The sequence below is a fragment of the Geopsychrobacter electrodiphilus DSM 16401 genome, from assembly GCF_000384395.1.
In the GTDB taxonomy this organism is placed as follows: domain Bacteria; phylum Desulfobacterota; class Desulfuromonadia; order Desulfuromonadales; family Geopsychrobacteraceae; genus Geopsychrobacter; species Geopsychrobacter electrodiphilus.
The window spans coordinates 2267841-2281983 of sequence record NZ_ARWE01000001.1 but is presented as its reverse complement, the minus strand read 5'-3'; the positions used below and the strand labels follow the sequence as shown (position 1 = coordinate 2281983).

Sequence of the window (14143 nt, the reverse complement as noted above, 5' to 3'; positions counted from 1 at the left end):
TCCCGCTTTACAGTAGCTCACTGCCGCTGTGGTTTTACGCAACTTTTACGTCCGGCTAAGACGATGAAAAGTTGGGTCGACGGTTACATCGCAAAGGGAGTTCAGCGTATATTTATAGGAGCGGTTTTCGACGACGTCGAAGGCCTAATTTATTTAGAAGGAGCAGGTGATGATTCCATACCGTTCAGCAACGACGACGAGTGGCCGCAATATGGCCGGTGCCCGCGCCCTGTGGCGCGCAACTGGAGTTAAAGAGGGGGACTTCGGCAAGCCGATCATCGCCGTGGTCAATTCTTTTACCCAATTTGTGCCGGGTCATGTGCATCTGAAGGATCTCGGGCAATTGGTCTGTCGCGAGATCGAAAAGGCCGGCGGCATCGCCAAAGAATTTAATACCATCGCCATTGATGATGGCATCGCCATGGGACATGGCGGCATGCTCTACAGTCTGCCGTCCCGCGAGATTATCGCCGACTCGGTCGAGTATATGGCCAATGCCCACTGCGCCGATGCGCTGGTCTGCATCAGCAACTGCGACAAGATTACCCCCGGCATGCTTAACGCCACCATGCGGTTGAATATCCCTGCAATCTTTGTCTCCGGCGGCCCGATGGAAGCCGGCAAGGTTATTCTCGATGGAAAAGAGAAGGGGCTTGATCTGGTCGATGCCATGGTCATGGCAGTCGATGACAAGATCAGTGATGCTGAATGTCTTGAGGTTGAGCGTTCAGCCTGTCCGACCTGCGGCAGCTGCTCGGGGATGTTTACCGCGAACTCGATGAATTGTCTGACCGAGGCGCTGGGCTTGAGCCTGCCTGGCAACGGCTCGCTGCTGGCAACCCACGTGCGCCGTCGTGACCTGTTTGAAGAAGCGGGACGTCGGATAGTCGAGATCACGAAACGTTACTATGAACAGGAGGACCGCAGCGTTTTGCCGCGCAACATAGCAACCCTGCCCGCGTTCCGTAACGCCATGTGCCTGGATATCGCCATGGGCGGCTCGACCAATACCGTACTCCACTTGCTGGCCGCCGCGCAGGAAGCTGGCGTGCCTTTCAACATGCAGGAGATCGACGCCCTCTCGCGCAAGGTGCCGCACCTGTGCAAGGTGGCACCTTCGACTCCAGATTTTCACATGGAAGATGTCCATCGCGCCGGCGGGGTCTTCGCCATTCTTGGCGAACTGGCACGAGCCGGGCTGCTCGACACCTCGGTGGCGACGGTGTATGCGCCGACCCTGGCAGAAGCGTTGAATCGCTGGGATATCGCGGGAAATGCAGTGCCAGAAGCGCAACAGCGATACCTTGCGGCACCCGGTGGACGGCCGATGCTCGAAGCCTTTGGTCAGGACCGCCAATGGGAGAGTCTTGATCAGGATCGCGAAACCGGCTGCATCCGCAATCTGGCCCATGCCTACAGCCTGGACGGTGGACTGGCGGTGCTCTACGGCAACCTGGCGCCCAACGGTTGCATCGTCAAGACGGCCGGCGTCGATAAGTCGGTCTTAAAATTCAGCGGGCGCGCCCGTGTTTTCGAGAGTCAGGAAGCCTCGGTCGAAGCGATTCTCGCTGACCAGATTATAGAAGGTGATCTGGTCCTGATCCGCTACGAAGGGCCCAAGGGTGGCCCCGGCATGCAGGAGATGCTCTATCCTACCAGTTACCTCAAGTCCAAAGGACTCGGCAAGGCCTGCGCCCTGGTGACCGACGGTCGTTTCTCGGGTGGAACCTCCGGACTGTCGATCGGCCATGTCTCGCCTGAAGCGGCCAGTGGCGGGGCTATCGCCCTGGTCGAAGAGGGGGATACCATTCTGATCGATATCCCGCAGCGGAGCATCCGCATCGACATCAGCGATGCCGAATTGGCCAAACGCCGTAAGGCGATGGAATCCAGAACTGATGGCGGCTGGCGACCTGTGGGGCGCCAGCGTGAGGTGAGTTCCGCGCTGCGAGTTTATGCGGCGATGGCGACCAGCGCCGACCGTGGCGCGGTGCGAGACCTGAATGTCCTCTCGATTTGTCGGGGAGAAAACTTATGAGCCGTGGCACCCTGTTTGATAAGGTCTGGCAGCTGCATGAGATTGGCCAACTGGAAGGCGGACAGCGGCAGCTGTTTATCGGACTGCACCTGATTCATGAAGTCACCAGTCCGCAGGCTTTCGCCATGTTGCGTGAGCGAAATCTCACGGTGGCCTTTCCCGAGCGGACTCTCGCGACCGTGGATCATATTGTTCCGACCGCTGATCAGACTCGTCCTTTTGTCGACACCCTGGCCGAAGAGATGATGCAGTCGCTGGAAGTAAACACCAGAGAAAGCGGAATCCGGCTTTATAACGTCGGCAGCGGCAAACAGGGGGTGGTGCATATCATCGCGCCGGAGCTGGGTCTGACGCAGCCGGGGATGACCGTGGCCTGCGGCGACAGTCACACCGCGACCCACGGCGCATTCGGCGCCATCGCGTTCGGTATCGGCACCAGCCAGGTGCGCGATGTGCTCGCCTCCCAGACCCTCTCGATGGAGCCGCTCAAGGTGCGGCGGGTTGAGGTCAACGGCAAACTGGCACCCGGGGTCTTTGCCAAGGATGTCATTCTGCACATCATCCGCCATCTCGGCGTCAAAGGCGGGGTTGGTTTCGCCTACGAATTCGCCGGCAGCTGTATTGAGGCGCTGGGGATGGAAGAGCGTATGACGATCTGCAATATGGCGATCGAAGGCGGCGCGCGCTGTGGCTATATCAATCCCGATCAGATCACCTTCGATTACCTTAAGGGTCGCGAGTTTGCGCCTAAGGGGGATGAATGGCAGCGGGCGGTCGCCTGGTGGCGGAGTATCGCCTCGGATGTCGATGCCGACTATGATGATCTGGTACGCTTCGATGCCAGTGACATTTCGCCGACCTTGACCTGGGGGATCACGCCGGGGCAGGCGCTGGGGCTGGATGAAGCGCTGCCGCAGGTCGCCAGCTTTGAAGAGGAGGAGCAGGATCTTATTCGGCAGGCCTATGAATATATGGATCTGAGACCTGGGGAGTCGATGCTCGGCCTGGCGATCGATGTCGCCTTTATCGGCAGCTGCACCAATGGCCGCATCAGTGATCTGCGCGAAGTGGCGCATATCTGTCAACTGCATGGTGGCAGGGTGCCCGCTTCGGTTAAAACCGTGGTCGTGCCGGGGAGCGAAGCGGTCAAGGCTGAGGCCGAAGCTGAAGGATTGGATAAAATCTTTGTCGCCCATGGCTTTGACTGGCGTAACGCCGGCTGCTCGATGTGTCTGGCGATGAACCCGGACAAGCTGATCGGTCGGCAGATCTGCGCCAGCACCAGTAACCGCAATTTCAAAGGGCGCCAGGGTTCACCCTCTGGTCGCACCTTGCTCATGTCGCCAGCGATGGTGGCACTCGCGGCCCTTGAAGGGAAGGTCAGCGATGTGCGGCCCTTATTAAAGCGGGAGGTGAAGTCATGAGTGCCATTACCACAATCAGCGGCCGCGCCATCCCTTTGCGCGGCAACGATATCGACACCGACCGCATTATCCCGGCGCGTTTTTTACGTTGTGTGACCTTTGACGGCCTCGGTGAGCACGTTTTTGCCGATGACCGGATTCAGTTAAAAACCGCAGGCAAAGTTCATCCATTTGATAACGCCGCTTACGCTGGCGCCAGTATCCTGATCGCCGGAAACAACTTTGGCTGCGGCTCTTCACGCGAGCACGCCCCGCAGTCGTTGCAGAAGTGGGGGATCAATGCTGTGGTCGGCTCCAGCTTCGCCGAAATCTTCTTCAATAATAATATTGCGCTCGGCCTGCCCTGTGTCTGCCTGTCAGCGTCCGAGATCGAGAAATTGCAATCGGTGATCGAAGCTGATCCGAAGCTGCGGGTTGAGGTTGACCTTGTCGCCGGGCAGGTGCGCGCAGGTGAATTGACGTTTGCCGCCAGCATCCCTGAAGGGGCGCGGCAGATGTTTTTGCGCGGCCTCTGGGATGCAACCGGACAATTGCTGGAAAATATGGGGAAGGTTCGTCAGCGCGTTACCGAAATTCCCTACCTCAACGGTTTTTGATCTCATCTAAAAACGGGCGCTAACAGAAATGGAATTGACATGAGCGATGCACGCATCACCCTGCAGGATTTGAAGGAGAAAATGGACGATTTTGTTCACGCGCGGGACTGGGAGCAATTTCACACGCCGAAGAATATCGCCATGTCGATAGCGATCGAAGCTGCCGAGTTGATGGAGCATTTTCAGTGGCTGACCGTCGAGCAGTCGAAACAGCTGGATGATAAAGCGCTGGCCGAGATGGGGGAGGAGTTGGCTGATATCATCATCTATTCGTTGTCCATGGCTAATTTTCTCAAGTTGGATCTGGCGGAAACCGTGCTGGCCAAGATGGAGAAGAATATCCGTAAATATCCGGTCGATCAGGTCCAGGGGAAATCACACAAATACACCTACTACTTGAAGAACGATGAAAAATAGACTTAGAAAACCTGGCAAACCGGCTAAGAAGTACAGCCAGGCGGCGCGTCTGCATGACGTTATCCGGATTCTTGAGCAGCGTTTCGGGGCGACGGTCGAGGAACTTGTCGAGGAGTGTCAGGTGACCAGGCGTACGGTCTACCGTGACCTGGTCGCGATAGAAGAGGCCGGATATCCGCTGATCAAGGAACGTCAGGATTCAGGCGAAGTGATTTATCGTTTTGTCGCCGGTTTCAAGAACCTGCCGCCGATCACCTTCTCCCTTGAAGAGCTGATGACCCTTTACCTGTGTCGCGGTCAGCTCGACTTCCTTCAGGGGACCCCCTTTCAAGAGGATCTCGATGCGGTCTTCAATCGCCTGCGTTCTGGCCTTCCAGCCCGTTCGGTTGCGCATCTCGAACGGATTGCCGAAGCGGGCAGTTCTAAAATTCAAGGCTTTCGTGACTATAGTGGCAAGCGTGAAATTCTGACCCTGTTGCGTCAGGCCCTGCTCAAACAGCAACGCTGCAAAATTCGTTACGCCCCGGCGCGGCGCGAAGCGGCCGACTATCTTTTCGATCCGTACACCCTGCTTTTTTATAACAGTTCGCTCTACCTGGGCGGCTATGCGCATAATCGCAAGGCGTTACGCCTGTTTCTGCTGGATCGGATCGAGGCGGTCAGTCCCGTCGACGACCGCTTCGAGGTCCCGGACGATTACCGCCCCGCTCAGCTTACGGGCAGCGCCTTCGGATTGATCGACGAGGGGCCGGAGCGTAGCCTTGATCTGCTATTTGCCGAACCGATCGCCCATCTGATCCGTGAACGAATCTGGCACCCGCAGCAACAACTGGAAGAGTGTCCAGACGGTGCAGTGCGCCTGCAATTCAGCGCCGCCGGTGATACTGAAATTCTCTCCTGGCTCTTCTCAATGCTCCCGCATGTGCAGATCCTCGGTCCCGAGACCCTGCGTGAGAAATTTTTACAGGCTCTACGCCAGACCCTTGAGAAGTCCACAGTCTGAGGCTGTGTGTAATATTCTGTCACTCTTGTGCGTAGACTGTACTGAAGCAGCAAACAGTCTTTAACGTCTAAAGGAGGACAGAATGATTTCTCACTTCAATCTCTCCGGGTATGAGAATTCCTTTTACTTTGCCATCTCTTCAATTCAACCATCTTCAGCCGGCCTCAAAATATCCGGGATCGTCGGAGACGGCAGCGCCGAAGACTGGTTCGAAGCCTGCGTAGGCGATCAACTGAAGGTTGTCCTCCTGCCGATATGGGAGAGTGAAGGAGATTCCCTCTCCGGCCGCTACGAGCAGGAGGTCCTTGAAGAGGGGCTCACCCGGTGTTTTAAAGAGCTCAGTTTTCGTAGTGAAAAATCATTCAATTCCGAGACAGGCCAATGGTTGCAGAAATTTGTGGCCGTCGCCGAACCTTCCTGCGCGCCATTCTGGCCTATGAGCCGCATAGAACGTCCTCATCAGTGGATCTGTGAACCGGGACCTGTCTGGCGTAAACATCAGCTGGGCTGACCCTTGTTGGAGTGGTGGGTTGACGTTGCTTTTTGTGAACTGCTGCGGTAAAGATTGGAATCTTTTGCCCAGCGGGGAACTCTATGCGCCAACTGATTCTGGCTTCGACCAGTCCTTACCGTCTGCAATTGCTGCGGCAGTTGCAACTGCCCTTCATTACCGCGGCTCCATCCTTCAAAGAAACGATTGATCCGGCGATCGCCCCCGAACTGCTGGTGCGACATCTCGCCCTGGGTAAGGCTCAGAGCCTTGCGGAGGGCTATCCCAATGCGTTGATCATCGGTTCCGATCAGGTTTTTGTTGATCAACGGGGGCGGGCCGTTGGGAAGCCGGGGAGCGAAGAGGCTGCAATCTCTCAGCTCAGGCAGATGGCCGGCCGCACGCACATATTTTTTACCGGAATTGCCATCTTTGACAGCGAGAACAGCGCATATCAAACTGACTTTTCCGCGTTTTCTGTCAGTTTACGCGCATTGAGCGATGCCCAGATCATTGATTATGTGCGGCGTGAAAAGCCCTACGAGTGTGCTGGTGCCTTTAAAATTGAGGGACTGGGGATCGCGCTGATGGAAAAAATGGCGGGGGATGATTACAACACCCTGATCGGGTTGCCGCTGATTAAACTTGTCAGCATGCTTAAAAAGTTTGGTGTTGAAGTCTTCGCTTCTAAAGCGACAGTTTAGATCCCACCCGAATCCCTGAGAGATATTTATGGGGTTTAGCCCTTTGACTAAACCCCTGTGATTGGGAAACGATAGCTGACAGTTCGTGAGGCGACATGCCAGAAGCATGGGTTGAATGAAGCTTTCTCAACAAAGAATCAGGAAAAGGTGCGGTTCTCCTGCTCCTGAACGCGAATAAAAGTCGTGCGCTTAGTCAGTTCACGCAGTTCTGCAGCGCCGACGTAGGTGCAGGTAGAGCGCACCCCGCCGAGAATGTCACGCAGGGTCTCTTCAACGACCCCGCGATAGGGGACTTCAACTGTTTTCCCTTCAGAAGAGCGGTATTCTGCTACACCGCCCACATGTTTACTCATGGCCGTTGATGAACTCATGCCGTAAAAGAGTTTGTATTGTAGCCCCTCACGCTCAACCAGTTGACCGCCGCTCTCATCATGGCCGGCGAGCATCCCGCCGAGCATGACAAAATCAGAACCGGCGCCGAACGCCTTTGAAACATCGCCAGGACAGATGCAGCCGCCATCTGAGATGATTCTGCCACCCAGACCGTGAGCAGCATCGGCACATTCAATCACCGCCGAAAGTTGCGGGTAACCGACTCCGGTTTTTACCCTTGTGGTGCAAACTGAGCCGGGGCCGATTCCGACTTTGACGACATCGGCCCCGGCGAGCAGCAGTTCTTCGACCATCTCTCCGGTGACGACATTCCCGGCAATGATCGTCATCTGCGGATAGGCTTCACGTACCCGCGAGACAAAGTCGACGAAGGATTCGGCGTAGCCATTGGCGACATCAATGCAGATAAACTGTAGCTGTGGTGCGATGCTTAAAACCGCCTTTAATTTCTCCATATCGTTGTCCGAGGTCCCGGTACTGACCATAATCCTTTGATAGATATTTTCACCTGCCTGCTTCAACCAGTCTTGCCATTCCTGCAAGCTGTAGTGTTTGTGCAGGGCGCAGAGCATATCGTGTTTGGCCAGGGCCTCGGCCATGGCGAAGGTGCCAACGGTATCCATGTTGGCTGCTATAATCGGCACCCCGCTCCATTGCAATTGGCTGTGCAGAAAGGTGTAGCTGCGCTCAAGCTTCACTTCGGCACGGCTTTTCAATGTGGAGCGCTTGGGCCGGATCAGGACATCCTTGAAGCCGAGCTTGAGATCATGTTCAATACGCATATGGGTTTGTCTCCTGTGTAATATTTTGTAGGTATATCGACCATTGTATCCGGCAGCCGCAGGTTTATAAAGGATTGATTTATTCAGCGGTGAGGAGGTCGTTTCGGTTGACCCTCGAGCTGCGGCGGTGCTAGAATTCGTCATCAAAATCAGCATGCTTTTCAGCGCTCTGCCTTATTTGAAAACCTCAATAAATCAGCTAGTTAAGTTTTAATTCTCGTTCCCTTGGGCCCTGTCTTTTATGCAATCATCCGCTTTCGTCCATCTTCATCTTCACAGCCAATACAGCCTGCTCGATGGTGCAATCAAACTTGATGAGCTGATCACGCGTGCCAAAGATTTTAATATGCCGGCGGTGGCTGTCACAGACCATGGCAACATGTTCGGCGCGGTCGAATTTTACAGCAAAGCACATGCTGCCGGAATCAAACCGATTGTCGGCTGTGAAGTCTATGTTGCGCCCGGATCCCGTTTTACCAAGGGGAACGCGCGGGGCTCATCAGAGGCTTCTTATCACCTGATTCTGCTCTGTCAAAACCTGGCCGGGTATCAAAATATCTGCCGTCTGATTTCTGCCGCCTATCGCGAGGGGTTTTACTACCGGCCGCGGATCGACTGGGACCTGCTTGCTCAACACAATGAGGGACTGATTGCCCTGTCAGCCTGCCTCGGTGGCGAGTTGCCGACCCTGTTTAATCTCGGTCAACCGGAGGAGGCATTACGCCGCGCGACTGAAATGTCGCAGATCTTTGATAACGGACGATTTTATCTGGAACTGCAGGAGAATTACATCCCTGAGCAGAGAAGGGCCAATGACGGGTTGATTCAGCTCTCGCGTGAGCTCTCTCTGCCACTGGTTGCGACAAACGATTGTCATTATCTGCGGCGCGAAGATGCCTTCGCCCACGAGGTTTTACTCTGTATCCAGACCGGTAAGACGATGGATGACCCGAAGCGGATGCGCTTCGCCAACGATGAATTTTACGTCAAAAGTCCGCAGGAGATGGCGGATCTTTTCCCCGAGCATCCTGAAGCATTAGCCAACACGTTGAAGATCGCCGCTCAGTGCAACCTTGAGCTCGATTTCAATACTTATCATTTTCCGCAGTATGAAAAACCGGCCGACAAGTCGCTGGATGAGGTTCTGGCCGAAATGAGTTGGCAGGGGCTCGAAGAACGCCTGGGCGAGGTGCGCAAGGTGCGCGAAATTAGCGATGAGAAACTTAAGGAGTATCATGCTCGGTTGCAGACAGAGCTCGATTGTATCGCTCAGATGGGCTTCCCTGGATATTTTCTGATCGTCGCCGATTTTATCAACTGGGGGAAAAACAACGGAGTCCCGGTCGGACCTGGCCGCGGGAGTGCCGCCGGGAGTCTGGTGGCATGGTCGGTCCGTATCACTGATATCGATCCGCTCCCGTATAATCTGCTGTTTGAACGTTTCCTGAATCCTGAGCGGGTTTCAATGCCGGATATCGACGTCGATTTTTGCATTTATGGTCGTGAACGGGTGATTGACTATGTTCGTGAAAAGTACGGTCACGAAAATGTCGCCCAGATCATCACCTTCGGTACCATGCTTGCCAAAGGGGTACTGCGGGATGTCGGGCGGGCGCTGAATATCCCTTACGGAGAGGTCGATAAAATTGCCAAGATGGTACCGAACGTCCTTGGTATCACATTAAAAGATGCGCTGGTGCAAGAGCCGAAACTTAAAACTCTGGTCGAGAAGGATTCCAGAATTAAGGAGTTGGTCCGTATTTCCCTGGCTCTTGAAGGGCTAACTCGTCATGCTTCGACCCATGCGGCCGGAGTGGTGGTGACCCCGAAGCCGCTGTCGGAGTATCTACCGCTGTATACTGACCCGAAATCGGGCGGGCAGGTCACCCAGTTTCCGATGAAATATGTCGAGAAAATCGGTCTGGTCAAGTTTGACTTTCTGGGCCTGAAAACCCTGACGGTTATCGAGAACGCCGTGCGGCTGGTGCGTGAGGGGGGCGTTGCCGATTTCGATCTGAAGCTGATCGGGGATGATGACAAGAAAACCTACGAACTGCTGTCGCGCGGCGAGACGACTGGCGTTTTTCAGCTTGAATCCTCGGGAATGAAAGAATATCTGGTCAAGCTCAAACCGAGCTGTTTTGAAGATCTGATTGCCATGGTGGCGCTTTATCGTCCAGGCCCACTGGGGTCAGGGATGGTTGACTCATTCATCAAACGCAAGAACGGGGTTGAAAGTTTCGTCCAAACGCTGTCGCAGCTTGAACCGATACTGAAGGATACTTATGGGGTTATTGTCTATCAGGAACAGGTCATGCAGATTGCGCGCACGCTGGCCGGATATTCCCTCGGTCGTGCCGACTTGTTGCGGCGGGCGATGGGGAAAAAGGACCCGGTGGTCATGGCTAAGGAGAAGGAGCCTTTCCTCACCGGGGCCAGGGAGCAGAGACTTGATGTTAAGAAAGCCGAGGCGATCTTCGATTTGATGGCCAAGTTCGCCGAGTATGGTTTCAATAAATCCCATTCCGCGGCCTATGCCCTGGTCGCTTATCACACCGCTTATCTGAAGGCTCATTATCCTGTTGAGTTTATGGCCGCCCTGCTGACCGAGGATATGGAGAATACCGACAAGGTGATCAAAAATATCAGCGAAGTGCGGTCCATGGGGATCGAAGTTTTTCCGCCTGATATTAACGCCTCGGATCGCTCTTTTACGGTTAGCGCGACAGCGATTCGGTTTGGACTTGGTGCCGTCAAGGGGGTTGGGGCGGCGGCTCTCGAATCGATTATAGAGGTACGAAAAGGGAAGCCCTTTAATTCGCTGCAGGATTTTTGTGAGCGGGTCGATTTGCGTAAGGTCAATAAGAAAGTGGTCGAAGCCCTGATCAAGTGTGGAGCATTCGATACTCTCGGTGGGAAGCGCGCTCAGTTTATGGCTGCGTTTGAGGAGGCGATGGAGATCGGTCAGCGTTTGCAGCGCGAGAGAGAATCTGGCCAGGAGTCGTTGTTCGGAAGCCATGAGGTCGTTTCGGTTGCGGGGAATGGGTATGGAGTTCTCCCCGAAATTGAGGAATGGGATGAGAAAGATCTGCTGGCGTATGAGAAGGAATCCCTTGGTTTTTATGTCTCGGGACACCCTTTAGATCGCTTTTCCGACCAGATCAAGCGTTTCACCACATGTGACAGCTCAGGGCTGACAGAACGGACAGACAAGGAGAAGGTTCGTTTGTGCGGAATTGTTTCCGGCATTAAGGAGTTGATGACCAAAAAAGGGGATCGGATGGCCTTTATCAGCCTTGAAGATCTGTGCGGGTCGGTTGAATGCGTGGTTTTTCCTGAGGTTTACGCTAGCTCAATGGAACTGTTGAAAGGGGAGGAACCTCTTTTGCTGACCGGCGAACTCGATGTCGGTGAGGAGGCCTGCAAGCTGCTGGTTAATGAGGTCGAATTGCTGCGTGACGCTGCGCAGAAGCAGACCAGACGGGTTAATATCCGGCTGACCACACCAGGGCTTGATGAGATGCAATTGCGCGAGCTCAAGTCAATTGTACAGCGTTATCGTGGCAACTGTGATGTTGCTCTGCATATGGTCATCCCCAACCGGAGCGAAACCATTATCCGGCTCCCTGAACAGCTGAGGATGGCGGCGTCAGACGAGGCCATGGCCGAAGCGGCAAAACTGTTCGGTTATAATATAATGACCTTTGAGTGACCCGGCCATCATGACCTTGTTGCTTGAACCCTGGGACAAACTCCTATATGCTGTGCCCTTCGTTTTGCAAAGGAGCGATCGATGAGCAACTACCTTGAATTTGAAAAGCCTCTGGCCGAGCTTGAGGCAAAAATAGGCGAACTCCGTGATTTCTCAACGGATAATGTTGATTTTGGCAGTGATATCAAGAAGCTTGAAAAAAAATCTGAAAAATTAAAAAAGGAAATTTTCTCAAATCTCAGCCGCTGGCAGCGTACTCAACTGGCGCGGCATGCTGACCGTCCCTACGTGCTTGATTATATCAACCTGATCTTTACTGACTGGTTTGAGGTCCATGGAGACCGCAATTTTCGGGATGACCCGGCCCTTGTTTGCGGCTTCGCCCGCTTTGAAGGTCGCCCCTGTTGCGTGATCGGGCATCAGAAAGGGCGGAACACCAAAGAGAAAGTCTACCGCAACTTTGGCATGCCAAATCCTGAAGGCTACCGCAAGGCGCTGCGTGTCATGCAGATGGCCGAGCAGTTCGGCTTGCCGATCTTCACTTTTGTTGACACTCCTGGTGCTTTTCCTGGTATCGGTGCCGAAGAACGCGGCCAGGCCGAGGCGATTGCGCGTAATTTGCGCGAGATGTCTTTGCTTAAAGTCCCTGTTATTGTCACGATCGCCGGGGAGGGTGGTTCGGGCGGCGCATTGGCGATTGCGGTCGGCAACCGGGTATTGATGATGGAATACTCGGTTTATGCCGTTATTTCACCAGAAGGCTGCGCCGCTATTTTATGGAGCGACGGCACCAAGGGGCCGCAGGCGGCCGAAGCACTGAAGCTGACTTCGCGAGATGTTGAAGAGTTGGGCTGCGTGATTGATGATGTGGTCCCCGAACCACTTGGTGGTGCGCACAGTGACCATAAAACAGCGGCCAATACCCTTAAAGATTATCTGAAACGTCATTTGGAAGAGCTGTCGAAACTCTCTCCCGATGAACTGATCGAACAACGTTATCAGCGTTTTCGGGGTATGACCCAGATCGAAGAGTAGTCAGATGCGTCTTTTTGGATGGGTTCTTTTGACCTTGGTCCTGGCCGCTTGTAGTGCACATACGACAAGAGTCATTGAAACTCCAGAGACTCGCCAACTGAAAGGCTGGCAAAAACCATATGAAGTTGACGGCCAGAGATATCAACCTCTGCGTGACCATCAGGGTTTTACTCAGCGTGGGATAGCCAGTTGGTACGGTAAGAAGTTTAACGGTCACTTGACCAGTAACGGCGAAATTTACGATATGTATGCGATGACGGCCGCACACAAGACTTTGCCTCTCGGGGTTGAGGTGCGGGTGACGAATCGTCGCAACGGCAAATCGGCCGTGGTGCGCATCAACGACAGGGGTCCTTTTGTTGCCGGGCGGGTTATCGACCTCTCTTTTTCAGCGGCGAAAGAGCTGGATGTTGTTGAGCAGGGGACGGCCCCTGTCGACATTGTTGCTCTCGGTTATCCTCATCAGCAGGGGGCAAAAAAAATCTACTCAGCGCCGGTCGATTATGATACCGGCAGCTTTGCCGTTCAGGTTGGAGCTTTCGCTCAGGAAGGCAACGCCAAACGACTTGCCCAAAAATTAAAGCCAAGTTTTACGCGGACTGATGTTAATTTTAGCGACACCGATGGGCGAGCCCTTTATCGTGTCCGTGTTGGTGATTTCCATTCACTCCAGATGGCTGAGTCTGTAAAAGAAAAGTTAGCGCACAGTGGTTTCCCCGGTGTATTTGTCGTTGCATTTGACTGACGGCCGCAACTGCCCAATCCATATGTACTCATTATTTCGTAAAAAAAAATGAGTATGTCTCTTGACATCGAGGCCTTCTCCACGTTTAATTACTTGAGTTTATTGAGAGTAGGACGTGGGTCGGCCCATCAGGGGGGATGACCTGCTTGTCTGTCTTAACTTTGAGGCAGTTTATTTCACAAAGAACAATGAGGAGTAGAAAAGATGGCTGAAGGTACTGTTAAGTGGTTCAATGATGCTAAAGGGTTTGGTTTTATCGAGCAAGACAATGGGCCTGATGTGTTCGCACACTTCTCGGCTATTTCTGGTGAGGGCTTCAAATCCCTCAACGAAGGTGAGCGCGTACGTTTTGACGTGTCTGAAGGCCAAAAAGGTCCTCAAGCAAGCAATATCACCAAAATCTGAGGCTAAAACTCAGTTGTAATATCTTGAAGGGTCGACTCGCGTCGACCCTTTTTTTATTTATGCACATTGCCGATCTCTTCAAGTTTCATTAAAATGTCACTGATGAGGTTGCTTTTGAAAGGGAAGCTATGTCTAATCCAGGTGAATTTTTACAGGCCTGTGTTGAGGGGAGGGTCTGGCTATATTGCAGGAGATGTGATGAGCCCAAGAATTTTAATCGGGTGTGTCGGCATATTGATTCAATTGGCAATCCTGCCTATTGGGGGCAAGAACCCTGGTGGCATGACACACGGATTTTTGAATGCCCGGATTGTATGACCGAGCAAAGTTCTCTGCTTGAATTGCGCGTCGGAGACCAGGGCTAACAGGCGGACGGGCTGGCGAGGGTCTAAATCGACC

General features: G+C 53.8%; 12 protein-coding genes. 11 read left to right on the top strand and 1 reads right to left on the bottom strand.

Annotation, left to right across the window (positions count from 1 at the left end):
* The first annotated feature begins 169 nt into the window (after positions 1 to 169).
* The 7 genes from ilvD (at position 170) to D888_RS0110755 (ending at position 6672) form a co-directional block, all read left to right on the top strand.
* A complete protein-coding gene (gene ilvD / locus D888_RS0110785; protein ID WP_020676569.1) occupies positions 170 to 2038 on the top strand; it encodes a dihydroxy-acid dehydratase in 1869 nt (622 codons plus the stop codon).
* Positions 2035 to 3462 carry a 3-isopropylmalate dehydratase large subunit gene (gene leuC / locus D888_RS0110780; protein ID WP_020676568.1) on the top strand — a complete coding sequence of 476 codons (1428 nt, stop codon included), beginning with the start codon at positions 2035 to 2037 and terminating at the stop codon, positions 3460 to 3462. The genes ilvD and leuC overlap by 4 nt, the downstream gene beginning before the upstream one ends.
* The gene (gene leuD, locus D888_RS0110775) at positions 3459 to 4058 is read left to right on the top strand and encodes a 3-isopropylmalate dehydratase small subunit (protein ID WP_020676567.1); all 600 of its coding nucleotides are present in this window, start codon (positions 3459 to 3461) and stop codon (positions 4056 to 4058) included. Before leuC ends, leuD begins: the two co-directional genes overlap by 4 nt.
* 39 nt (positions 4059 to 4097) lie before the next feature.
* Positions 4098 to 4475: a nucleotide pyrophosphohydrolase gene (locus D888_RS0110770; protein ID WP_020676566.1), complete on the top strand. Its 378-nt coding sequence runs from the start codon at positions 4098 to 4100 to the stop codon at positions 4473 to 4475.
* Positions 4465 to 5478: a helix-turn-helix transcriptional regulator gene (locus D888_RS0110765; RefSeq protein ID WP_020676565.1), complete on the top strand. Its 1014-nt coding sequence runs from the start codon at positions 4465 to 4467 to the stop codon at positions 5476 to 5478. Before D888_RS0110770 ends, D888_RS0110765 begins: the two co-directional genes overlap by 11 nt.
* A gap of 82 nt (positions 5479 to 5560) precedes the next feature.
* Positions 5561 to 5989: a hypothetical protein gene (locus tag D888_RS0110760; protein WP_020676564.1), complete on the top strand. Its 429-nt coding sequence runs from the start codon at positions 5561 to 5563 to the stop codon at positions 5987 to 5989.
* A gap of 83 nt (positions 5990 to 6072) precedes the next feature.
* Positions 6073 to 6672 carry a Maf family protein gene (locus D888_RS0110755; protein ID WP_020676563.1) on the top strand — a complete coding sequence of 200 codons (600 nt, stop codon included), beginning with the start codon at positions 6073 to 6075 and terminating at the stop codon, positions 6670 to 6672.
* 137 nt (positions 6673 to 6809) lie between these two features.
* On the opposite strand, the gene D888_RS0110750 is transcribed toward D888_RS0110755, so the two are convergent.
* Positions 6810 to 7847 (bottom strand): GMP reductase, encoded by a 1038-nt coding sequence (locus tag D888_RS0110750; protein WP_020676562.1) that lies wholly within the window; start codon positions 7845 to 7847, stop codon positions 6810 to 6812.
* 241 nt (positions 7848 to 8088) lie between these two features.
* On the opposite strand from D888_RS0110750, the gene dnaE reads away from it, so the two are divergent.
* The 4 genes from dnaE (at position 8089) to D888_RS0110730 (ending at position 13744) form a co-directional block, all read left to right on the top strand.
* Positions 8089 to 11559 (top strand): DNA polymerase III subunit alpha, encoded by a 3471-nt coding sequence (dnaE, locus tag D888_RS0110745; protein ID WP_020676561.1) that lies wholly within the window; start codon positions 8089 to 8091, stop codon positions 11557 to 11559.
* Positions 11560 to 11640: 81 nt separating this feature from the next.
* Positions 11641 to 12594: an acetyl-CoA carboxylase carboxyl transferase subunit alpha gene (gene accA, locus D888_RS0110740; protein WP_020676560.1), complete on the top strand. Its 954-nt coding sequence runs from the start codon at positions 11641 to 11643 to the stop codon at positions 12592 to 12594.
* Between the two features lie 4 nt (positions 12595 to 12598).
* Entirely contained in the window at positions 12599 to 13339 is a 741-nt protein-coding gene (locus D888_RS0110735; RefSeq protein WP_020676559.1) for a septal ring lytic transglycosylase RlpA family protein, read from the top strand.
* 204 nt (positions 13340 to 13543) lie between these two features.
* Positions 13544 to 13744, top strand: coding sequence for a cold-shock protein (locus D888_RS0110730; protein ID WP_020676558.1), 201 nt, complete (start codon positions 13544 to 13546; stop codon positions 13742 to 13744).
* Positions 13745 to 14143: the final 399 nt, after the last annotated feature.